This window comes from Roseateles depolymerans, from assembly GCF_003387155.1.
GTDB lineage: Bacteria > Pseudomonadota > Gammaproteobacteria > Burkholderiales > Burkholderiaceae_C > Roseateles > Roseateles depolymerans.
In genome coordinates, this window is the sequence record NZ_QUMT01000004.1 from 170,994 (window position 1) to 192,125 (window position 21,132).

Consider the following 21,132-nt stretch of genomic DNA (forward strand, 5'->3'; position numbering starts at 1 on the left):
CCACCGCATTCAGGGAGACGACATGGCTCAGCTGCAAGTCAATGGCAAGACGATGGAGGTGGACGCCGATGGCGACACACCGCTCCTGTGGGCGCTGCGAGAGCAGTTGGGGCTGACCGGCACCAAATACGGTTGCGGGCTCGCGCAATGCGGGGCGTGCACCGTCCACCTCAACGGCGAAGCGGTGCGCAGCTGCGTGCGGCCGCTCTCCAGCGTGTCGGCCACCGACCGCATCACCACCATCGAAGGCCTCTCCCGGGATGCCAGCCATCCGGTGCAGAAAGCCTGGGCCACGCTGGACGTGCCCCAATGCGGCTTCTGCCAGAGCGGCATGATCATGGCCGCGGCCGCCCTGCTCAAGGCCAAACCCAAACCGACCGATGCGGACATCGACAGCGCCATGACCAACATCTGTCGCTGCGGCACCTACAACCGGGTGCGGGCGGCGATCCATCTGGCAGCCGGCCAGGTGCCCCGCAAGTCCATCGCCATCCGCCTGCTGGACCCCAATGGGAGCGAAGCATGAATGCGCCGCACAAGCACGAGATTCTGAAGGTGGATACCGGACGGCGTCTGTTCCTGCAGTCCAGCGCCGCAGCGGGCGGGCTGATGCTGGGTTTCCATGTGCCTAGTCTGGCCGCGGAAGCTCCGGCCGCCGGAGCGACGCCCGAGCTGAACGTCTGGGTGGTGGTGCAGCCGGATGAGACGGTGACCATCCGCATCGCCCGCTCGGAGATGGGCCAGGGCACGCTGACCGGTCTGGCCCAATTGGTGGCCGAGGAGCTGGACTGCGACTGGGCGCGGGTGCGGACCGAATATCCGACCCCCGGCCAGAACCTGGCGCGCAACCGCGCCTGGGGCAGCTTCTCCACCGGTGGCAGCCGCGGCGTGCGGGAATCTCACGATTACGTGCGCAAGGGCGGCGCCAGTGCGCGGGCCATGCTGATGCAAGCCGCTGCGGCGCAGTGGCAGGTGCCGGTGGGTGAGCTGACGACGAATCAGGGCCAGGTGCGCCATGCCGCGAGCGGTCGCACCCTCAGCTATGGCCAGCTCGCCGCGGCGGCGGTGTCGCAGACGCCGCCCACCGACATCGCCCTCAAGGACCCGAAAGACTGGAAGATTGCCGGCAAGCCCTACAAGCGGCTGGACACACGCGGCAAGCTCGATGGCAGCCAGGTCTACGGCATGGACCTGAAGATGCCGGGTCTGCTCAATGCAGCGATCAAGGATTGCCCCGTCTTCGGCGGCAAGGTCAAGCGCTTTGATGCCGCAGCGATTGCCGCCCGGCCCGGCGTGAAGAAGGTGGTGCCGGTCGGCGAGACTGCCGTGGCCGTGGTGGCCGACACCTGGTGGCAGGCCAAGACCGCCCTGGACGCCCTGCCCATCGAATGGGACGAAGGCCCCAACGCCAAGCTGGACAGCGCGCAGATCGCCGCCACGCTCAAGGCCGGTCTCGATGCACCAGAAGCAGCGGTCGGCCAGCGACAGGGGGACGTGACCGCCGCTCTGGCCGGTGCCGCCCGCAAGATCGAGGCGGTCTACAGCTATCCGCATCAGAACCACGCCACCATGGAGACGATGAACGCCACGGCGCGATGGACGCCGGAGCGCTGCGAAGTCTGGACGCCCACCCAGAACGGCGAAGCCGCGCTGGCGGCGACGGCGGAAGCCGCGGGCCTGCCGCCGGCGCAGTGCGAGGTCTACAAGATCCACCTGGGTGGCGGCTTTGGCCGACGCGGTGCCGTGCACGATTGGGTGCGACAGGCTGTGGCCATTGCCCGCGCCATGCCGGGTACCCCGGTCAAGCTGATCTGGAGCCGGGAAGAGGACATGCTGCATGGCCGCTACCACCCCATCACCCAGTGCAAGTTCACCGCCGGCCTGGATGCCAAGGGACAGCTGCAGGCGCTGCACATGCGCATCTCCGGGCAGTCCATCGTGGCCGACCTGTTCCCGCAGAACATCAAGAACGGCGTGGATCCGGTGGTGTTCCAGGGACTGAACCAGGGCGGCACCGAAGGCGCCTTCGGCTATGCGGTGCCGAACCTGCTGATCGACCACGCGATGCGCAATCCGCCGGTGCCGCCGGGCTTTTGGCGCGGCGTGAACCTCAACCAGAACGCCATCTATGTCGAGAGCTTCATCGACGAGGTCGCCCATGCCACCGGCAAGGACCCGCTGACGCTGCGCCGAGAGCTGCTGGCCCAGTCGCCCAAGCATCTGGCGGTGCTCAATGCGGTGGCGGAAAAGGCGGGATGGGGCAAGCCCGCGCCCAAGGGCCACTACCGGGGCCTGGCGCAGATCATGGGCTTTGGCAGCTACGTGGCGGCCTGCGCGGAGGTGTCAGTGGCCAAGGACGGCACGCTGAAGATCCACAAGATCACCGCCGCGACCGATCCCGGCCATGCGGTGAATCCGCAGCAGATCCAGGCGCAGGTGGAGGGCAGCTTCGTGTATGGGCTGTCGGCCGCGCTGTTCGGGGAGATCACGCTGAAGGACGGCCGAGTGCAGCAGGACAACTTCCACACCTATCCGGTGGTGAAGATGGAGCACATGCCGCAGGTGGAATCGATCGTCATGCCCTCTGGAGGCTTCTGGGGCGGGGTGGGCGAACCCACCATCGCCGTGGCGGCGCCGGCGGTGCTCAATGCGATCTTCGCCGCGACCGGGCAACGCATCCGGGAGCTGCCGCTGTCCCGGCATACGCTCAAGCCCAAGGTGGCCTGACGGCCGCGGGGCGGGCTGCTCCCAACACCACCATGCCGCTGCTCGAGTGGATGCTGGCCACCAGTCTTCTGGTGCCCTTCAAGGTGGAGGGCGATGCCATTCCGGCACCGCTGGAGGGGCGCGCGGGAGATGCGGCACGCGGGCGTGCGATCGTGGCCCAACGGTCCCAGGGCCTGTGCCTGCTGTGCCATGCCGCTCCGATTCCGGAGGAGCGGCAGCAAGGCAACCTTGCGCCGGATCTGGCGGGGGTGGGCCGGCGCCTGTCGGAGGGGCAGCTTCGCTTGCGCCTGGTGGCGCCACAGGCGGTGAACGCGCAATCGATCATGCCGGCCTACTATCGCGCGGGGCCGGATTCGGGACTGCAACGGGTCGCGCGTGAGTTCGACAACAAGCCGGTGCTGGATGCGCAGCAGATCGAGGACATCGTGGCCTACCTGAGGACCTTGAAGTGAGCCGCCCCACGCGTCGCCTGATGCTGCAGGCGCTGTCCCTGGCGGCGCTGCTGCCCCGGCCCGCCCTGGCCAGCCGCGCCGAACTGGAGCAGGCGCTGCGGACTTTCACCCAGGGGCAGCCCCTTAATGCCGGCGAGGTCCAACTGGACATTGCACCGCTGATCGAGAACGGCAATGCGGTGCCGGTGACGCTCTCAACCCGGCAGCCGGTGCAGGTGCTGGCGCTGTTCAACGAACTCAATCCGCAGCGCGAGGTGCTTCAGGCGCAACTGCAGCCCAGCCCGGCCGGCGCGCGGCTCTCCACCCGCATCCGGCTGGCCACCAGCCAGCAACTGGTGGCGGTGGCACAGACGCCCGATGGCCGCTGGTGGTCGCATCGGGTGGACGTCATCGTGACGCTGGCCGCCTGCATCGAAGGAGGCTGAGACCATGGCCATCACCCGCATCACGATGCCGGCCACGGCGCGCCGCGGCGAGACGGTGGACGTGCAATGGCTCATTGCCCATCCGATGGAGACCGGCCACCGCAGTGACGACCAGGGCCGGGTCGTTCCGCGCGACATCATCACCCGCTTCGAATGCCGGTATCTGGGACAGGTGGTGATCGGGCTGGATCTGTTTCCCGCCATTGCTGCGAATCCCTACGTGGCGTTCACACTGGTGGCCGATCGCAGCGGGGATCTGGAGTTCCGCTGGACCGGGGATCATGGGTTCGAGCAGCGGGAAGTGCGACCTCTGGTGGTGACGGGGTGACCGCTGTGGGGGGCTTAGCCATTGCTGCGCTTGTATGCGTCGCGCCGGTGGCGTCGGCCTTGTCCATCGCGTCCGCGGCGGCCGCTGTGCCTGCCACGTCCGCAACAGCGTCACCATCGAACGTGCATTTCTCGGCCTCCCGCGCGGCACCTCGCTCAGGCTTCGACTTCATGACCCCGTCCCTGCAGGCGATGCAACGCAGCGACGCACAAAACCCCGCGATGCTGTGGGTCGCGCAGGGCAGCGAGCTGTGGAAGTCGGCACCCGGCAATGGCAAACCGGCCTGCGCCGGGTGCCATACGGACGGCATGTCGGGCGTGGCCGCACGCTACCCCGCATTCTCCGAGCCCCTGCAACGCCCGCTGACGCTGATGCAGCAGATCAACCGCTGCCGCAGCACCCGCCAGTCGCAACCGGTTTGGCGCAGCGAGAGCGAGGCCCTGTTGTCGCTGGCGGCCTTCATCGGCCAGCAGTCGCGCGGAGTACCCATCGAACCGCCGGAGGACAAGCGGCTGTTGCCTTGGCAGAAAGCGGGTGAAGCGCTGTATCGGATGCGGATGGGGCAGTTGAACCTGTCCTGTGCCCAGTGCCATGAGGAGCGGGCCGGCGGGCGGCTGGCCGGCGCCGTGATCCCCTCCGGCCTTGCGACCGGTTATCCGATCTACCGGCTGGAGTGGCAGGGCATGGGGAGCCTGCCGCGGCGCCTGCTCAACTGCACCACCGGTGTCCGCGCCGCGCCGCTCAATGAAGACGAACTCACGCAGCTGGAGATGTATCTGATGCAGCGCGCCAGTGGGCTGCGGTTGGAAACACCGGCCGTCCGGCCCTGAAGCGCAGGCGACGCCGATGCACAGTCCCGGCGGCCGGGCTCGGTCAACTCCTAAGAGTCGCAGGACTCCGTGCGACAGGCCTCAATGGCGGCCTGTAGGCGTCCGAACCAATAGCCCTCTTTGTCCTCGTCCTTCAATGCCCCGGCAATCGCCTGGAGCGGGCTCAGCAACCTGGGAACAGCAAGCGCCTGGGCAGCATCCAGGTCATAGACGAGACACTGGGGACCTAAGTGCTCCACCAGATGGTCGACCGCTCGCTCGTCGTGCCGAACGGCCAGTCCCACCAGGGCTTCTCCACGCACGTCTGCGTCCTGATCGTCCAGGTTCCTCCACAACGCCGCTCGGATCTCGGGGGTGTCCGCGGATTGAAGCGAGCCCAGCCCGAACGTCGCCCAGTCGCGCACAGCGTCATCGGGGTCGACCGCCAGTCTCAGCAGCGCTTCGATGGCGATTGGATCCTCATATCGACCCAGCGTCACGGCCACATTCCACCGGAGGCTCGTATGGGGATGCGCCGACCACCTGACGAGATCCGCCAGTGCCGAAGGGTGGGGGCGGTGCCCGAGGCCGGATACTGCGGCGCGAACGACGTCAAGGTGTTGATCGTGCAGGCCGTCCAGCAGGAGCTTGTGCGTTTCTTCCACGGCGTACTCGCTGCTCGAAGCACCTTTTCGCTGCGTCAGCTGAGAAGCGATGTACAGGCCCAAGCTCCGCCGGCGCCAGCTGGCACTTCGCGCCAAACGCTTTGCACTCGCCAAGGTGCGCGGTGAGCCTCGCATCTGGAGTTCTGCGATGGCGCACCAGCCTTTGTCAGTGTCCCAGCACCGGAGCGCTGTACGGACAAGACGCTGAAGACTCTTCTTCTTGCTGGGGTTTCTGGACGTCCGCTTCATCGGCTCACATGCTAACAACGCCCCGGCCCACACGGACGCATCCGGCAGCTCATTCGCCAGCGCGTCCAATTGCGCCACGCTCACCCGATGCAAGGCCTGCAAACGGAACCACCGCGGGCGATCCAAGCGCGCAGGCCTCTCCTGAGGGCAGTGTTCAGGTCTCTTGCGCGTCAAGCCTCTCAAACGGGGCAAAGTACCAGAGTACGAACGCTACGCCGAGGCCGATGAGAGAGACGAAACCCCAAATGAACTTCGCGGTGCGGAAAGCAGGGGCCTGAGACTCCTCGGACGCAACTGGTTTTTCGCCAAGCTCAGCGGCCACGATCCAGCGCCCACCCAAAAGGCCGGTATCTTGCAGCCAGACATGAAGAGGAGTGCCCTGACGCGGCATGGGCAGCCTGCAGAGTGTTGGCGCGTTAACGCACTGCACCCGGACTTCACCGAAGTCAGGCGTCTGTAGAAAGAGGTAATCCACGCCCTTTACTTCTGATCGAGTCACAAGGGCGGTCGTCTCTACTGCTTTGGAGACCTGCAGCCGCGAAGGCAGTAGCAGCCAATTCGCGGCAAGAAACAGGGCGGCAGGGATTGCGATCCAACGGGCGATAGTAAAGCGAAGATCCGTCATGGCTGTTTACTGTCAATGCGGCCAGTCGTCATGAACCACTTTCGTGTAGATTGCCGGCTCCATGCCAGGCGAAGCGATGTCTGCTCACTACAGCGCTGGTCTGACTGTATTTCAACGATCGATGCCACGCCGCTCCGAAGTCATTGTCTTCCTGCTTGCCTACCTGGTGCTGCTGGGTGGCCACGCCATGCTCAATCGGAGTGAGTTCCGCCGGAGCCCGGAAAAGGGGCATCGATATCGGTTGCTCCCTTTGGGCTACAAGCTTTCTTGCTGGCTTCTCGTGGCACCCCAATGCGCCGCCATTGCTGTGTGGCCCTGGTTCACCGTCCCGAGCGTGATCTCATATCTAGCTCTGGAGTCTGCCTGCATGCGCTGGTATCGAAAGGCTGGACTGATGCCGCCGTGACGAGACAGGAAACCTGAATCCGAAACCGGCGAAAGCAATCGGGAATCGAAGATCGGGAAACGGTCGTCCGGCCCAGTCACCCTTGGACGCCTACTGCACCACCAACAATCCCACCCAAACCACGGAGAACTTGCTCAGCAAGCGAAGTGTCGACGGTGTCACCTTTTGCAGCTTCCGGCCGCTCCAATGAAAAACGCGGGTCGGGCGCCACCGAAGTGGACACCACGACCCGCGCCGGAGCAACGGGAGGCAGCCGGGATCAGGCGGCCTTGAGCTGGCTCAGTCGCAGCAGATGGCCCGGCTCGCTCAGGAAACGCATGCGCTCATTGGCCGCCATGCTGTGCAGGGCCCCCGGCAGCATCGCGATGCGCGACAGATGCAGGTCCCGCACATGCGCCCGCAGCCCGCGACCGGTGTCGCGACGGCCCATGGCCTGGCAGGCCAGCGCCAGCAGGTGGCGGTTCTTCAGCATGTCGGCCCAGCCCGGCAGGCTGCGGCTCTGCTGGCCGTAGGCCCAGGCGTGGCGCAGCACGGTCGGGGTGCGGCTTTCCTCGGGGATCAGCAGAAGACCGATCTGACGCACACGGGCACCCAGACGCGCCCGGCTGGTCAGCACCGTGATGGGCGCAGCCAGCATCAGCGGCAGGGCGATCGGCGCGATCCACAGCAGCGTGGACGGACGCAGCACCGCCAGCACCAGGGCCACCGCCAGCGCGGCCAGACCCGGACGACCGAAGGCCGCAAAAGCTTCCTTCCAGGACACGTCCTCAGCCGCCCGCGGGGGCGACTTCCATTCCAGCGAGATGCCGGTCACCGCCACCAGGCAGAAGATGCTGTGCGCGACCATGCGCAGGGGGGCCTGCAGCAGCGCCATCACGGCTTCCACGGCACTGCTGCCCAGCAGCTTGAGCGCACCGCCATACTGACCTTGCTCGCCGCGCAGCAGCACAGCGCCGACGGACAGCACCCGCGGCAGCGTCAGCATGCCGATGGTGCCCACCCACAGGGCCAGCACACCCGGGGCCAGCGTGCCTTCCGGCGTGAACGGATGGAAGGCGTCATTGCCACCCACGTTCCACAGCAGCGCACCCAGGCACACATACAGCAGCCACAGCGGCGCGGTGAAGTAGGACAGCGCACCCGTCACCAGCATGGCACGGTGGACCGAATGCAGGCCAGGCTCGGCCACCAGGCGCAGGTTCTGCAGGTTGCCCTGGCACCAGCGACGGTCGCGTTGCAGTTCAGCCAGCAGGTGCGGCGGCTGCTGTTCATAGCTGCCGACCAGGTCGTGCACCAGCCAGACCTGGTAGCCAGCCCGGCGCATCAGGGCCGCTTCGACGAAGTCGTGCGACATGATGTCCTTGCCATGCAGCGGCGCCAGCGCGCAGTGCTTCATGAACGGCTCGACGCGAATGATGGCGTTGTGGCCCCAGTAGTGGGCCTCGCCCAGCTGCCAGTACTGCATGCCGGCAGCAAACAGGCGGCCGGTGACGCGGCTGGCGAACTGCTGGGCGCGGGCATGCAGCGTCTCGTGGCCGCAGACCTGGTTGGCCGCTTGCAGGATGCCGGCGCGCGGATGGGCTTCCATCAGACGCACCAGGGTCAGCAGGCAGTCGCCGCTCATCACGCTGTCGGCGTCCAGCACCACCATGTAGCGGTAGTTGCGACCCCAGCGGCGGCAGAAGTCGGCCACGTTGCCGGCCTTCTTCTTCACGCGGCGCTGACGCCAGCGGTAGTGGATGCGGCCCTGACCGGCGAACTGCTCGCGCAGCTCTGCCCAGGCGGCCAGCTCGGCCGTGCGGCATTCCGGATCACTGCTGTCGGACAGGATGTACACGTCGAACAGACGCAGGGCACCCGCCGCGGCCAGCGATTCGCAGCTGGCCCGCAGGCCGGCGAAGACGGTGGTCACGTCCTCATTGCAGATCGGCATGACCAGGGCCGTGCGTGCGTCCGCGCTGATCGGGCCATTGCCTGCCGAGTGGGCCGACAAGGCATGCCGGTCCCCACGCAGTTGGACCCAGAAGCCCATGACCGCGGTGACGCAGCCGGCACTGACCCAGGCGAACAGCAACACGAACAGGCTCAGATGCAGGCACTGCAGCATCAGCGGCAGACCCGGTGTGGCCCAGCCGCCCTGTGTGTGCACCAGCACGCTGGTCGCCAGCGCGGTGGCCGCACCGATGGACAGCATCAAGGCCTGGCGCCGACGTCGGGCGGCGCGTTCCCAGGGGGCCAGTTCCGGCGCCGCGGGCAGCGCACCCTCGATGGGCGCGCTGCTGAACCACGGACGCGGCACCATGGCACCACGGTTGACCGGCGGAGCGCTGGCGCCCGCCGGGCCGGCGAGGCCGGCACTCATTGGGGAGGAAGTACGAGGCTCCATGTTTCCGTCAGAACGTTGTTGTCGTGTTGCAGGAAGCCGCGCAGCTCAAGAGGCTGCCCGGGGCGAAGTTGCTTGGCTCGGACCGTCATGCGCCAGCCGCCCGTGGCCGGGTTGGGATAGGCGTTGGCTTCGGTGATCTGTCCGTTGGCGTTGGTGCTCAGCTGCGCCTTGACCTCGGCGCCGGCCGGCAGGGCCTTCAGGGAGGGCCCCTCGAAATCGACGATGTACTGGACCTCGTTGGCAGCCAGCTTGGCGTAGCTGTAGCCGGTACGGGTCTGCACCGCCCAGGCGCCCGGCGGACGCTGCTGCGGGTCGTCGCCCTGCTGGTGCAGCTTGTAGGCAAAGTCCAGCGGCTGCCCCGGTGCGGGCTGCTTGGCAGGCACCCAGTAGGCGACGATGTTGTCGTGGGTCTCGTCAGGCGTGTGCAGCTGCATCAGCTCCACGCGGCCTGGGCCCCAGTCGCCCACCGGCTCGATCCAGGTGGAGGGTCGCTTGTCGTAGCGGGCTTCCACGTCTTCATAGCTGGCGAAGCGGCGGTCACGCTGCATCAGGCCGAAGCCCTTGACGCCGGGCAGACCGAAGGAGGTGGTGAAGATGCCCTTGGGGTTCATCAGCGGGCGCCAGATCCATTCGCCGCTGCTGCTGTTGACCATCAGGCCGTCGGAGTCGTGCACCTCGGGGCGGAAGTCGCCGATCTGCGGCTGGTTCTCGCCGAACAGGTACATGCTGGTCAGCGGCGCCAGACCCAGGGTGGCCACCGGATTGCGCAGGAAGATCCGCGCCTTCACGTCCACCACCGTCTCGCTGCCCGGCTGGACCACGAAGCGGTAGGCGCCGCTGACGCTCTTGGAGTCCAGCAGCGCATAAACGGTCAGCGACTTGGCATCGGCGGCCGGACGTTCGATCCAGAATTCGGTGAAGCGCGGGAATTCCTCGCCCTTGCCGCCGACGGTGTCGATGGCCAGGCCCCGGGCCGACAGGCCGTAATGCTGGCCCGCGCCCAGCACGCGGAAGTAGGACGCGCCCTGGAACACCACCAGCTCATCCTTGTAGCCGTTGTTGTTCAGCGGGTAGTGGACACGGAAGCCGGCAAAACCCAAGTCGCCCCACTTCTTCGGGGACAGCTTGTTCTTGCCGTAGTCGAAGTCTTCGGTGCGATAGGGAATCGGCTGGTCGTTGCCGTCCTTGATCTCATGGATGCGCACGCCCTCGGTCTGGTAGTGACCGAGGTGGAAGAACATCACTTCGAAGGGCAGCTTGTCTTCGCGCCACAGCGCACGGGCGGGCTTGAAGCGGATGTCGCGGGCGCCGTCGTAGTCGAGATTCTTCAGCTCGGCCGGCAGGGCCTGGCTGGACGGTTGGTAGGGCTTGGCCGCCAACGCACGTGCACGCTCGGCCACATCATCGAAGCCGAATGCCTGTGCTGCGGCGCAGCGGAGCATGAGCGCCAGGCCCATCAGAAGGCCGGCGTATCGGGGGGTGAGGGTGGGGGCTGGAGTACGCATGTACCGGGGTTAAAGCAACCCCCGTGCCATGTCACTTAACCCTTTTAAATCAACAACTTAGGAATCCGAACGGCAATTTTGCCGGTTCATGTGTCGCCGGACAGCGACGGATCTGCCGCCGATTGTTCCAAGTGATTGATTTGATTGAGTTTTTCCTTGTCGCTATTCAGCGACAGGCGGATCCGCCCGGAAAAGCCCTGGATTCAGGCCGTTGCGCTGCAGCAAACGGTAGAACTCCGTGCGGTTGCGCTCGGCCAGCCGTGCAGCGTCCGCCACGTTGCCGTCGGTGAGCTGAGCAGGCCCACCAGGTATTCCCGCTCGAAGCGTTCACGGGCCTGGGCGTAGCTCAGCACTTCCATGCTGGGCACTCGCAGCGCCCGTTGCACGAGCGACAGCGGAATCAGCGGCGAGGTGGCCAGCGCGCACACCTGCTCCACCACGTTGTGCAGTTGGCGGACATTGCCGGGCCAGGTGGCCATGCTCAGGGCCTTCATCGCCTCCGGCGCAAAGCCGTTGAGCCGCTTGTTGTATTTGTCGGCCAGGCGCGTGAGCAGATGCTGGGCCAGCAGTGGTATGTCCTCGCGGCGCTCGCTCAGGCTGGGCAATGTGAGGCTGACCACATTGAGCCGGTAATACAAGTCCTCGCGGAACAGGCCTTCGGCCATGGCCACGTCCAGGTCCCGATGGGTGGCCGAGAGAATGCGCACATCAATGGGCAAGGACTCGCTGGACCCCACCGGCCGCACCTGCTGTTCCTGCAGCACCCGCAGCAGCTTGACCTGCAGCGGCAGCGGCATGTCTCCGATCTCGTCGAGCAGCAGCGTGCCGCCGTCGGCAGCCTGGAACAGACCCCGGTGGTGGCTGACCGCCCCGGTGAAGGCGCCCTTCACATGACCGAACAGCTCGGACTCCAGCAGCGCCTCCGGAATGGCGCCGCAGTTCACCGCCACAAACGGCTTGCCCGCGCGCGGGCTGGCGGCATGAATGGCGCGGGCCAGCAGTTCCTTCCCGGTGCCGCTTTCGCCGCGGATCAGCACGCTGGCCTGGGAGGCGGCCACCAGCTTGGCCTCGGCCAGCACCTCGGCCATGACGTTGGAGCGGCTGACGATGCCCTGGCGCCACTCGGTGTCGCCCGCGTCCTGCGCATCGCCCGCCGGGGCCGTCAGAGCCAGGGCCTGGGCAATGGTGTCCAGCAGGGCCCGGCCGTCGAAAGGTTTGGTGAGATAGGTGTAGACCCCGCGCGCCGTGGCGGCCACGGCATCGGGGATGGTGCCGTGGGCGGTCAGCAGGATCACCGGCAGGGCGGGGTGGCGTTCGCGGATGGCATCGAACAGGGCCAGGCCATCCATGCCAGGCAATTGCACGTCGCTCAGCACCAGGGCGGGCCGCTGCACCGCCAGGTGCGTCAGCGCGGCCTCGGCCGACGCGACGGCCGTGACCTCGTAGCCGGCGGCATCGAGCCGCATCGACAGCAGCTTGAGCAGGTCGGCGTCGTCATCGACCACCAGCAGGCGCGGACCGGTCATTTGGAGGCCCCGTTGGCAGGTGCACTGGCGGCCGGCGGCTGGGCCGGCGACGCAGGCCGCGGCGCCACCAGGCTGCGTTCGATGGCCTTGAGCGCCTCGAGCTTCTGGTTGGATTGGTCCAGGCGCTGCTGCAGGCTGGCGCGCTGCTGGTTGAGCTTGTCGGCCTGGTCTTCCAGCCGGCGCTGCTCCACCAGACGATCCAGCAGCAATTGCGCGATCGGTTTCCAGTCGCCCGTGTCCGGCTGGCGCAGCACCTGGTCCAGCAGGGACTGCGCCCGCGCCAGTTCCCCCGGCGCATGGTTGGTCATCAGCGCCAGGGCCAGCGGCACAGCGTTGGCCGCCGGCAGGTTGGCGTCGTCGCGCGGCAGCACTTCCTGCGCCAGCTCGGCCGTGCCCATCTGGCGAATGCGGTCGTGATAGGCCAGCAGGCTGCGGGTGGCGGCATCGGCGGGGCTGACGGTGGGCACCTGCACCGGCACCTCCACACGGACCTCGCGCACCACCGTCTTGGGCGGCAGCGGCGCGCAACCGGCTGCCAGCAGCAGGAACAGGCTGGTGAGGACCGGGGTCAGCGTCAGGCGTGGGCGGGTGGAAGGTGCGTGTGGCTGCATGGCAGACTGATTCTGAAATGGGCACCCCGCTCGGAGGGCAGCAGGTCGATCTGCCCGCCGTGCGCGGCGATGTACTCCTTGACGATGGACAGGCCAATGCCGGTGCCGCGCAAGGCGTCCTCCGGCTGGCGTTCGCCTCGGTAGAAGGGTTCGAAGATTCGGGCCTGATCGGCCGGCGCCACACCGGGACCGTCATCGCTCAGGTCAATGAGCAAATGGCCGTCCCGTCGCGACAGTTCGAAACGGATTCCGCCACCGGGCGGGGCGAAGCGTATCGCGTTCGAGAGCAGATTGCCGAACGCGGCGCCGAGCTTGTCCGGATCCACCTCGATCTCCTGCGGGCCGCCTTCCACGCTGATGCGCAGGTTGCGGGCCTGCCACTGCAGCCGCTGCGCCTGGATGGACCCCTGGATCAGCGACGCCAGCTCGGTCGGCTGACGCTGCAGGCGGCGGGCTTCGAAGGCGGCGGCATTAAAGCGCAGCAGGTCTTCGATCTGGCGCTGCAGCACGGCGGTGTTGTCGCGCAGGATGCGGGCCACCTCGCGTTGCTTGTCATTCAGAGCCCCGGCGACTTCATCTTCCAGGAGCGACACCCCCTCGCGCAGCGCTGCCAGCGGGGTTTTCAGTTCATGGGAGATGTGGCGCAGGAAACGCGCCTTGTCGGCATCGAGTTCCCCCAGGCGCAGGCGCAGCCAATCCAGCCGCTGGCCCAGGGACTGCAGGTCGGCGGGGCCGCGGAAGTCGATCGGTTCTTCCAGGCGGTTTTCACCCAGGCGCACGATGGCTTGCTCCAGCCGGCGCAGCGGCCGGGTGAGCCAGAAACCGAAGGCCATGGCCAGCAGCACCGACAGCACGATCGCGCCAAGCACCTGCTGACCCAGTTTGACCCGTCCGCTTTCCAGCTGGTCCTGCAGCGAGCCGTTGCTCTGCTGTGTGTGCTGCCGCACCATGTCGCCGAGCTGCGCGGTCAGGGTGCCGAGTTCGCGGAACTTGGCGGTGAGGTCGGCTTCCTTGCGGCGGGCCGGTCCTGGTTTGACGGCCTGGTCCAGCAGATTGCGGATCTCGGCCAGCTTGGCGGTCCAGGCGTCCAGCGCGGCGGGTTGCAGCGACTGTTCCCGCAGTTGCTGCAAAAGACGCTCGGCATCTTCGGCGTCGTCCTCGAAGCGCTGGCGCAGGCTGCGGTCTTCCAGCACCAGGTACTGACGGGCGGCGCGCTCCATGCCGACGCTGCGCTCGACCAGTTGCTGCACTTCGGTGCCCATGCGGGCGGCGCGCAGCACGGCCTCGCGCCCCTGCACGGTCAGCCGCTCCAGCGTGAGCAGCGCGCCCAGCGACGCGGCCGAGAGCAAACCAGCGATCAGCAGAAAGCCGATCAGCAGCACCTGGCGGAAGGAAATGCGGAAGAAGCCGAACATCAGCGCAACGGCGCCATCGGCTCTCGCCGGGAGCATGGCTGGGCATGGGGGGTGGACATGGCGGGCAGTGTAGCCCCGGGGGCATGGCGAGTTGGGGTCAGGGTGTCACTTGGCGACCTACGCTGACTTTGCGTGAAACGACATGGCGTCTGGCAAGGCATGACTAGACTTTTCCGCCTCCCCACCCACGGCCCGTTTCTATGCACACCCTTCCACCGCTCACCCCCGATTCGCCCACGCTGAGAATTGCTGATATCCGCGGACAACGAGTCATCGTCGATGCCGATCTCGCAGCTCTGTATGGTGTCGAGACCAAGCGCTTCAACGAAGCTGTCAAGCGTAACGTTGCCAGATTCCCAGTGGACTTCATGTTCACCCTGACGCCGGAGGAGTTTGAAGCTTTGAGGTCGCAATTTGCGACCTCAAACGCGCAAGAGACTCCCGCGCGAGGCGGACGCCGATACGCGCCGCGCGTGTTCACCGAGCACGGTGCGTTGATGGCCGCCATGATTCTGAACAGCCCTCGTGCCATCGAAGTCGCCATCTACGTCGTCCGCGCCTTCGTCCGCCTGCGTGAACTGGCCGTGACGCACGGCGATCTGGCCAAGCGGCTGGATGAGCTCGAGCGCAAGACCGAGGCCCTGTCCATCAGCCACGACGAATTCAGCCGTACCACCCGCCTGCAACTCAAGCAGGTGTTCGACGCCCTGCGGCAACTGATGGCGCCCCCGGAGCCACCGAAGCGTCCTATCGGCTTCCTCGCCAAGGGGGATGCCGAAACGGCTGGTGACTGAGGAGCGACGGGCTGAGGGAACCTGGGGCGCACGCCCTTCCCTTGCACGTTTCCCGTCACTGTCGAGTTTGCTTCTCCACATCAACGTCCACGTACTGCCAGAACATCTGGTTGAAGAAGGGCCGGCGGTAGCCCAGCACCCAGGGCTGGGTGATGTCGATCACCATCCGGTGCGTTCGGTACTTCTGCGGCATGTAGGCCGTGGTCAGCCGCTGTGCCTCGCGCAGCAGGGCCAGCCGCTCCGGCCCGTCCGGCAGCACCAGCATCTGCCGGTAGAGCTCGTCGAAGCGGTCCAGCTTGAATCGGCCCAGGTTCTGGCCGCCGGAGGCCGGTCCGTACAGCAGCTCCAGACTCAGCTGCGCATCCGGCGTCGAGTTGTTGAAGCCCAGTTGCCAGATCTGCAGTTGCCCCGCCCGCGCCGACTTCAGGTTCTCCGGCCAGCGCGCCAGCCGGATCTTCAAGCGGATGCCCAGCCGGTCCATGTCCCGCTTCCACAGCTCGTCGTAGGGCTTGGACCGGGAGTCCGGCGTCGAAGCCACCTCCAGCACCAGTGGGCGTCCGTCCGGCAAGTCGCGCCAGCCGTCGCCATCCCGGTCGATGTAGCCGTAGACGTCGAGCAGCGCCTTGGCCCGCGCCAGGTCCGTCTCGCCATTCTCGGACCGGTACTGCGGGTCATACCCCCAGCTCATCGGACTGACCACCGACTGCGCCGGAATGGCCTGATGTTTGCGCGCAATCGCGATCTCCGCTTCGACGTCCGTGGCCAGCGCGATCGCCCGGCGCAGCGCCACCTTCTCCGGTGTGTAGCCGCCCACCACCGGATCTTCCATGTTGAAGTAGTAGAGATAACGGTCACTGGCCAGCACCCGATGCAGATGCATGCCCTGCTTGGCGAGGTTTGGCGCCAGCTTGCCGTGGGGCAGCGCGATGTCCGCATATTCCTCGGGCAGCGTGTACATCAGGTCGAACTCACGCTTGAGGAAGGACAGCCAGCGCGGCTGGCTCTCTTCGATGATGCTGATTTCCACCGCATCCACCAGCGGCAGACGGCGGCCCTGGAATCGGCCCTTCAGCGCCTGGCCTTCGGCATCGTCGGCATTGGGCTGCACGTCATACAGCACCTCGCGGAACTGGGGGTTGCGCACCAGACGGATGAAGGAACTGCGCCGCCACCGGTCCAGCCGGAACGGACCGGTGCCCACCGGATGCTCGCCGACGCTGTTGCCGTAGTGCTCCACCACCTCACGGGCGACCGCGCCATAGGTGTCGCCACCAGCCAGGTTGTAGAGAAAACGCGGCCGCGGGGATTCGAGGTTGAACTGCAGCGTGTAGCGGTCCAGCGCCTTCACACCTTCGACCGGTTTGTCGTAGTTGAAGGGCTTCTTGCGCTTGAGCGATTCTTCGCGCAGCGCCTCCAGCCCCTTGATGCCTTCCTGCCGGAAGCTGGAATAAAGCGGGGATTTCACCGCCGGGTCGAAGAAGCGTTTGAGGCTGTAGACGTAGTCCTGCGCGGTGAGCTCCCGGCGCTGGCCCTTGAACGCAGGATCGTCCGAGAAGTAGGTGCCCGGACGCAGGCGGATGGTCCAGGTGCGGTAGTTGTCCGTCACCTCTGGCATCTCGGCGGCCGTGTTGGGCTTGAGCTTGTAGGGCCGCGCGAGGTAGTCGTAGTTGTAGAGCGACTCGAAGATGTGGGCCGTGATCACCCGCGAATACAGGTCGCTGATCTGCGCAGGGTCGAATGTGCTTTCGGCGACCAGGAAGGCGTAGCGCAGGACCTTCTCCCGGCCCGGCGGTGCCGACGGGTTCGGCGGGATCGGCGAAGGGGCTGGAAGCGTCGATAGCGTTGTTGGCGCCGCCGATGCAGTCGAGGTCGCGGCCGCCGGCGCTGTGTCCGTGGCGGATTGGGGCCCTGAAGGAGCGGCACTCGTCGCGACTGGCCGCTGCGCGCTGGCCGCGCCAGAGGATGTCCAGGCGGTACCGTCCAAGCCCATCGATGCGGTCACCGCCAACAGGACGGCCAGGTGCCACGTCCCGCAGGCCGTCAGCCTCGCCGCCATCGTGCGACACCGCCCCCCGGCTCCATCACGGCTCGCAGCTGAGTCATCACGGGGCAGAGAAGCAGGTGGGTGCATGGTGGCAGCGATGCGATCTAACGAAGGGGTGCAGGAGCGGTGCCGGCCTGCGCCGTCACGGACGAGCGCCCGGCCACGGTGGCGGGCTGGGCATCGATGTCCACATACTCCCACCAGTTCTGCCAGAACGGCGCACGGCGGTAGCCCACGATCTCCGGCCGCGTGATGTCGGTGATGTAGCGATGCGCCCGGTACTTGTAGGGCATGTAGGCGGCGGCAATCCGCTTGGTCTCCAGGAACACCGCCTCGCGCTGCGGACCATCGGGCAGGTGGCTGGCCTCGTTGTAGAGCTTGTCCAGGGCCGGCATCGAGAAGCGCGCGTAGTTCTGGCCGTTGATCTGGCCCGAATACATGCGCGCCAGCGAATCCTGCCCGTCGGGCTTGGAGCCGGAGGTCGCCAGGGACCAGATCGAATAACGCCCCGCCCGCATCGCCTTGAGGTTCTCCGGCCACTTGCCGGTCTTGAACACCAGCTTCAGGCCCACCGCCGCCAGGTTCTTCTGGTAGATCTCGTCGATCTGCCGCTGGAAGGCTTCCGGCGTGGTCAGGCTCTCCAGCACCAGCGGCCGACCGTCCGGCAGGTCGCGCCAGCCGTCGCCGTCCTTGTCGACATAGCCATACAGGTCCAGCAGCGCCTTGGCGCGGGCGGGATCGAAGTCCCCGACCTCGCTCTTGAAGTCCGGATCAAAGCCGGTGGTGTTGGGCAGGTAAAGCGACTGCGCCACATACCCCTGCCCCCGACGCGCCACCCGCAGTTCCCGTCCCACATCCATGGCCAGCCCAATGGCGCGGCGCAAGGCCACCTTCTCCGGCGTGTAGCCGCCCACCACCGGGTCTTCCATGTTGAAGGACGTGAACAGCACATCCGTCGCTGACACGCGGTAGGCCTTCATGCCCAGCTTGGCCAGGTTCGGCGCGATCCGGCCGTTGGGCAGCGCCTGGTTGATGTAGTCCTCCGGCACCCGCTCGATGAAGTTGAACTCGCCGTTGAGGAAGGACAGCCAGCGCGGCTGGTTCTCCTCAATGATGCTGAGCTCGACCCGATCGATCATCGGCAGGCGGCGGCCCTTGAAGCGCGCCTTCAGCGCCTGCCCTTCGGCATCCCCCTCGGCCGGCTGGACCTCCTGGTCGTAGAAGCGCGGGCGGTAGTCGGGATTGCGCTCCAGCACGATGCGCGAGCTGCGGCGCCACTGGGTCAGCACAAAGGGCCCCGTGCCCACCGGATGGGCCGCGGATTGTCCGGGGTAGGCCTCGATGACCTCGCGGGCCACGGCGCCGTAGAGGTCGCTCTGCGCGAAGTTCTCCATCAGGCGCGGGCGGGTTTCGGCGACCTTGAACTGGAGGGTGTAGCGGTCCAGGGCGCGAAGGCCCTCGATCGGCTTGTCGTAGTCGAAGGGGATGCCGCGCTTGCGGACCTCATCGCGGTACGCCTTGAGACCGAGCAGCCCCATCTCTTCGACCTCGCTCCAACTGGGCGACAACACCGCCGGGTCCGCAAACCGCTTGATGGTGTAGACGTAGTCCTGGGCCGTCAGCTCGCGCCGTTGTCCCTTGAAGGCCGGGTCGTCGGTGAAGTAGATGCCGGGGCGCAGGCGGACGGTCCAGGTGCGGAAGTCGTCGCTGACCTCGGGCAGGGCCGCGGCCGTCAGCGGCTTCATGCGCGCCGGGCGGGCCAGATGATCGTAGGTGTAGAGCCCCTCGAAGATGTGGGGCGTGATCATGCGGGAGTAGAGGTCGCTCACTTTGGCCGGATCGAATCCGGTCTCCGCCACCCGCAGCGCAAATCGCAGCACCTTGGGCGGACTGCCGTCGGGCGGGGCCGACTGGGCCTGCGCGCCCGCGCTGGCCATGGGCCCGCTGAGCCAGGCGGCCAGCAGCAGCGGAGCGGCGGCAGCCGCCCAGCGGCGAGGGGCGATCAGATCACTGCGACTGCGACTTGCGCAGCACATCGGTATCGATATCGACATAGGCCCAGAAGTCGCGCTGATAAAGATTCTTGTCGTAGCCGATCACCCACGGCTGGGTGATGTCGGTGAACACCCGGTGGGTCTCCGCCTTGAACGGCATGTAGGCCACGGCCATGCGCTGCATCTTCTGCATGATGGCCAGGCGCTCCGGGCCGTCCGGCATGGAATGCTGCTGCTCGAAGAGCCGGTTGTATTCGGGCAGGTCGAAGCGCGACTTGTTGGACTGGCCCTTGCTCGGGCCATACGCCAGGCCCAGGAAGTTCTCGCCGTCCGGCACGTCCGCGCTCCAGCCCAGGCCCCACATCTGCAGGCGCCCCGCATTGGCCGCCTTCAGGTTCTCAGGCCACTTGCCGATCTTGAAGCGGATGCGAACGCCGATGGCATTCATGTTCTTCTGCCACAGCTCGGCCAGCTGCCGCTTCTGGGCGTCGGGCTCGGTCGCGTATTCCAGCGTGAGCGGGCTGCCATCGGGTAGGTCGCGCCAGCCGTCGCCGTCCTTGTCCACATAGCCGTACAGGTCCAGCAGGGCCTTGGCACGGGCGCGGTCGAACTGGCCCATCTCGGACTTGAGCTGCGGATCGTAGCCGTACACCCCCGGGGAGATGATGCCCTGCGCCGGCTTGGCCTGACCACGACGGGGCAGGCGCACCTGCTCGTCCAGGTTGATGGCCAGCGCGATGGCGCGGCGCAGCGCGATCTTGTCCGGCGTGTAGCCACCCACCACCGGATCTTCCATGTTGAAGTAGCTCATGCTGATGTCCGCCCGTTCATACCGGACGGCCCGCTGGCCCTGCTTGGCCAGGTTGGGGGCGAGCTTGTTCTGCGGAATGGCCACCGGTGCGAATTCGTTGGGCAGGTCGTCGAGCAGGTCGAATTCGCGGCGCAGGTAGGACAGCCAGCGCGGCTGGCTTTCCTCGATGATGGAGACCTCCACGCGGTCGACCATCGGCATGCGGCGGCCCTGCAGCTTCTTCACATCCTCGGCCAGGTCGGGTCGATGCTCCGGTACCGGCTCTCGATAGTAGAGCTCCCGGAAATTCGGATTGCGCGTCAGCACGATCAGCGAGGAGCGCCGCCATTGCGACAGCACATAGGCATTGGTGCCCACCGGATGTTCCCCGACGCGGCCGGCATACCCCTCCACCACCTCACGCGCGACCAGGCTGAGCATGGGGTCGGCGAAGTGGTAGGCGAAGCGCGGGTCACTGTTGCGCACGCGGATCTCGACCGTGTAGCGGTCCAGCAGACGCAGCCCGTCGACCGGTTTGTCGTAGTCGAAGGGCTTGCCGCCCTTGAGCGCGGCATTGCGCACCTCGTCCAGCCCCAGGATGCCGGCCCCCTGCAGACGATAGAGATGGCCGCTCTTGACCTGCGGGTCGTAGTGACGCTTGATGCTGTAGATCATGTCCGCGCCGGTCAGCTCGCGCTTTTGGCCCTTGAACACGGGATCGTCGGCGAAGTAGATGCCGGGCTTGAGCTTGAAGACGAAGCGCGTGGCGTTGTCCAGCACCTCGGGCAGCCCGTCGGTGACGGAAGGCTCGAGCTGGTAGGGCCGCTTGAGATAGCTGAAGCGCAGCGGCGTGTCGAAGATGTTGGCCAGGATGTTGCGCGAATACAGGTCGGTCACATAGGCCGGATCAAAGCCGGTCTCGGCCTGGCGATACGCCACCCGGAGCACCTTCTCCGGCGCAGAGGCGGCAGGCTCTGCCGCCTGGGCCAGGCAGGAAGAAAGACCGAACAGCAGGGCCGTGGCCAGGCCTTGGGTCGAGGCCATCGTGAAGGCCATCAAACGTCGCATCGAAACACCATCCTCGCAAGCCAGCGCGCCGGGCTTGTGGCCGCGCGCGATAAAACGCGCAGTCTAGAGGCGTGCAGCCCCGTTTGACCATGCCAACAACCCTCAACGGCACTGCGGCTTCCCGGCGGCCGGCCTGGCCTGGGCGCTGGACGCCCATCACGCAGGAACAACCGAATGAGCTTCCCGGTTTTTCGTCGAAGCATTCAGGGCAAATGCCGGTGTGGGGGCTTCGGACGCTGACATAGACTCGCGCGTGATTTGCATGGTTCCCGAAGGGCCCTGGCCGTCACAAGCGTCCGGGGTTTTGCTTTTT

The 21,132-nt window shown here is 66.6% G+C and carries 16 protein-coding genes and 1 pseudogene; 7 read left to right on the forward strand and 10 right to left on the reverse strand.

Annotated elements, in window-relative coordinates:
• Positions 1-22: 22 nt before the first annotated feature.
• The 6 genes from DES44_RS19680 (at position 23) to soxA (ending at position 4,762) form a co-directional block, all read left to right on the forward strand.
• Positions 23-526, forward strand: a complete 504-nt coding sequence (locus tag DES44_RS19680) for a (2Fe-2S)-binding protein (RefSeq protein ID WP_058937026.1) — start codon at positions 23-25, stop codon at positions 524-526.
• Positions 523-2,727 carry a xanthine dehydrogenase family protein molybdopterin-binding subunit gene (locus DES44_RS19685; protein ID WP_058937027.1) on the forward strand — a complete coding sequence of 735 codons (2,205 nt, stop codon included), beginning with the start codon at positions 523-525 and terminating at the stop codon, positions 2,725-2,727. Before DES44_RS19680 ends, DES44_RS19685 begins: the two co-directional genes overlap by 4 nt.
• Before the next feature lie 32 nt (positions 2,728-2,759).
• Positions 2,760-3,179, forward strand: coding sequence for a sulfur oxidation c-type cytochrome SoxX (gene soxX / locus DES44_RS19690; RefSeq protein WP_116001796.1), 420 nt, complete (start codon positions 2,760-2,762; stop codon positions 3,177-3,179).
• Positions 3,176-3,604 carry a thiosulfate oxidation carrier protein SoxY gene (locus DES44_RS19695; protein ID WP_232309884.1) on the forward strand — a complete coding sequence of 143 codons (429 nt, stop codon included), beginning with the start codon at positions 3,176-3,178 and terminating at the stop codon, positions 3,602-3,604. Before soxX ends, DES44_RS19695 begins: the two co-directional genes overlap by 4 nt.
• A gap of 4 nt (positions 3,605-3,608) precedes the next feature.
• On the forward strand, positions 3,609-3,932 hold the full coding sequence (gene soxZ, locus DES44_RS19700; RefSeq protein ID WP_058937028.1) for a thiosulfate oxidation carrier complex protein SoxZ: 324 nt from the start codon (positions 3,609-3,611) through the stop codon (positions 3,930-3,932).
• 170 nt (positions 3,933-4,102) lie between these two features.
• A complete protein-coding gene (soxA, locus tag DES44_RS19705; protein WP_083525961.1) occupies positions 4,103-4,762 on the forward strand; it encodes a sulfur oxidation c-type cytochrome SoxA in 660 nt (219 codons plus the stop codon).
• A gap of 50 nt (positions 4,763-4,812) precedes the next feature.
• Here the strand turns inward: soxA and DES44_RS19710 are convergent, their stop codons facing one another.
• The 7 genes and pseudogenes from DES44_RS19710 to DES44_RS19745 all read right to left on the reverse strand — a co-directional run bounded on the left by DES44_RS19710 (position 4,813) and on the right by DES44_RS19745 (position 14,165).
• Positions 4,813-5,469, reverse strand: a complete 657-nt coding sequence (locus DES44_RS19710; RefSeq protein WP_170156707.1) for a HEAT repeat domain-containing protein — start codon at positions 5,467-5,469, stop codon at positions 4,813-4,815.
• Positions 5,470-5,809: 340 nt separating this feature from the next.
• Positions 5,810-6,280: a hypothetical protein gene (locus DES44_RS19715; RefSeq protein WP_058937031.1), complete on the reverse strand. Its 471-nt coding sequence runs from the start codon at positions 6,278-6,280 to the stop codon at positions 5,810-5,812.
• A 665-nt stretch (positions 6,281-6,945) separates the two neighbouring features.
• On the reverse strand, positions 6,946-9,048 hold the full coding sequence (mdoH, locus tag DES44_RS19725) for a glucans biosynthesis glucosyltransferase MdoH (protein ID WP_058937032.1): 2,103 nt from the start codon (positions 9,046-9,048) through the stop codon (positions 6,946-6,948).
• Positions 9,045-10,577, reverse strand: coding sequence for a glucan biosynthesis protein G (locus DES44_RS19730; RefSeq protein WP_058937033.1), 1,533 nt, complete (start codon positions 10,575-10,577; stop codon positions 9,045-9,047). The genes mdoH and DES44_RS19730 overlap by 4 nt, the downstream gene beginning before the upstream one ends.
• A gap of 162 nt (positions 10,578-10,739) precedes the next feature.
• Positions 10,740-12,103 (reverse strand): annotated as a pseudogene (locus DES44_RS19735) (sigma 54-interacting transcriptional regulator).
• Positions 12,100-12,714, reverse strand: a complete 615-nt coding sequence (locus tag DES44_RS19740) for a hypothetical protein (RefSeq protein WP_058937034.1) — start codon at positions 12,712-12,714, stop codon at positions 12,100-12,102. The pseudogene DES44_RS19735 and the gene DES44_RS19740 overlap by 4 nt, the downstream one beginning before the upstream one ends.
• Positions 12,678-14,165 carry a sensor histidine kinase gene (locus DES44_RS19745; RefSeq protein WP_232309885.1) on the reverse strand — a complete coding sequence of 496 codons (1,488 nt, stop codon included), beginning with the start codon at positions 14,163-14,165 and terminating at the stop codon, positions 12,678-12,680. The genes DES44_RS19740 and DES44_RS19745 overlap by 37 nt, the downstream gene beginning before the upstream one ends.
• A 164-nt stretch (positions 14,166-14,329) precedes the next feature.
• Between DES44_RS19745 and DES44_RS19750 the strand changes: the two genes are divergently transcribed.
• Complete coding sequence (locus DES44_RS19750; protein WP_058937036.1) at positions 14,330-14,923, forward strand: ORF6N domain-containing protein; 594 nt, start codon at positions 14,330-14,332, stop codon at positions 14,921-14,923.
• A gap of 55 nt (positions 14,924-14,978) precedes the next feature.
• Here DES44_RS19750 and DES44_RS19755 read toward each other — a convergent pair whose 3' ends face one another.
• The 3 genes from DES44_RS19755 to DES44_RS19765 form a co-directional block, all read right to left on the reverse strand.
• Positions 14,979-16,907 (reverse strand): ABC transporter substrate-binding protein, encoded by a 1,929-nt coding sequence (locus DES44_RS19755; RefSeq protein ID WP_232309886.1) that lies wholly within the window; start codon positions 16,905-16,907, stop codon positions 14,979-14,981.
• Positions 16,908-17,071: 164 nt separating this feature from the next.
• Positions 17,072-19,003 (reverse strand): ABC transporter substrate-binding protein, encoded by a 1,932-nt coding sequence (locus DES44_RS19760; protein WP_058937038.1) that lies wholly within the window; start codon positions 19,001-19,003, stop codon positions 17,072-17,074.
• Positions 18,975-20,819, reverse strand: a complete 1,845-nt coding sequence (locus tag DES44_RS19765; protein WP_058937039.1) for an ABC transporter substrate-binding protein — start codon at positions 20,817-20,819, stop codon at positions 18,975-18,977. Before DES44_RS19765 ends, DES44_RS19760 begins: the two co-directional genes overlap by 29 nt.
• Positions 20,820-21,132 lie beyond the last annotated feature (313 nt).

Coding starts and splice junctions, on each gene's coding strand:
- DES44_RS19680 (WP_058937026.1), top strand. CDS start 23: ATGGCTCAGCTGCAAGTCAATGGCAAGACGATGGAGGTGGACGCCGAT.
- DES44_RS19685 (WP_058937027.1), top strand. CDS start 523: ATGAATGCGCCGCACAAGCACGAGATTCTGAAGGTGGATACCGGACGG.
- soxX (WP_116001796.1), top strand. CDS start 2,760: ATGCCGCTGCTCGAGTGGATGCTGGCCACCAGTCTTCTGGTGCCCTTC.
- soxZ (WP_058937028.1), top strand. CDS start 3,609: ATGGCCATCACCCGCATCACGATGCCGGCCACGGCGCGCCGCGGCGAG.
- soxA (WP_083525961.1), top strand. CDS start 4,103: ATGACCCCGTCCCTGCAGGCGATGCAACGCAGCGACGCACAAAACCCC.
- DES44_RS19715 (WP_058937031.1), bottom strand. CDS start 6,280: ATGACGGATCTTCGCTTTACTATCGCCCGTTGGATCGCAATCCCTGCC.
- mdoH (WP_058937032.1), bottom strand. CDS start 9,048: ATGAGTGCCGGCCTCGCCGGCCCGGCGGGCGCCAGCGCTCCGCCGGTC.
- DES44_RS19730 (WP_058937033.1), bottom strand. CDS start 10,577: ATGCGTACTCCAGCCCCCACCCTCACCCCCCGATACGCCGGCCTTCTG.
- DES44_RS19740 (WP_058937034.1), bottom strand. CDS start 12,714: ATGCAGCCACACGCACCTTCCACCCGCCCACGCCTGACGCTGACCCCG.
- DES44_RS19745 (WP_232309885.1), bottom strand. CDS start 14,165: ATGCTCCCGGCGAGAGCCGATGGCGCCGTTGCGCTGATGTTCGGCTTC.
- DES44_RS19750 (WP_058937036.1), top strand. CDS start 14,330: ATGCACACCCTTCCACCGCTCACCCCCGATTCGCCCACGCTGAGAATT.
- DES44_RS19760 (WP_058937038.1), bottom strand. CDS start 19,003: ATGTGCTGCGCAAGTCGCAGTCGCAGTGATCTGATCGCCCCTCGCCGC.
- DES44_RS19765 (WP_058937039.1), bottom strand. CDS start 20,819: ATGCGACGTTTGATGGCCTTCACGATGGCCTCGACCCAAGGCCTGGCC.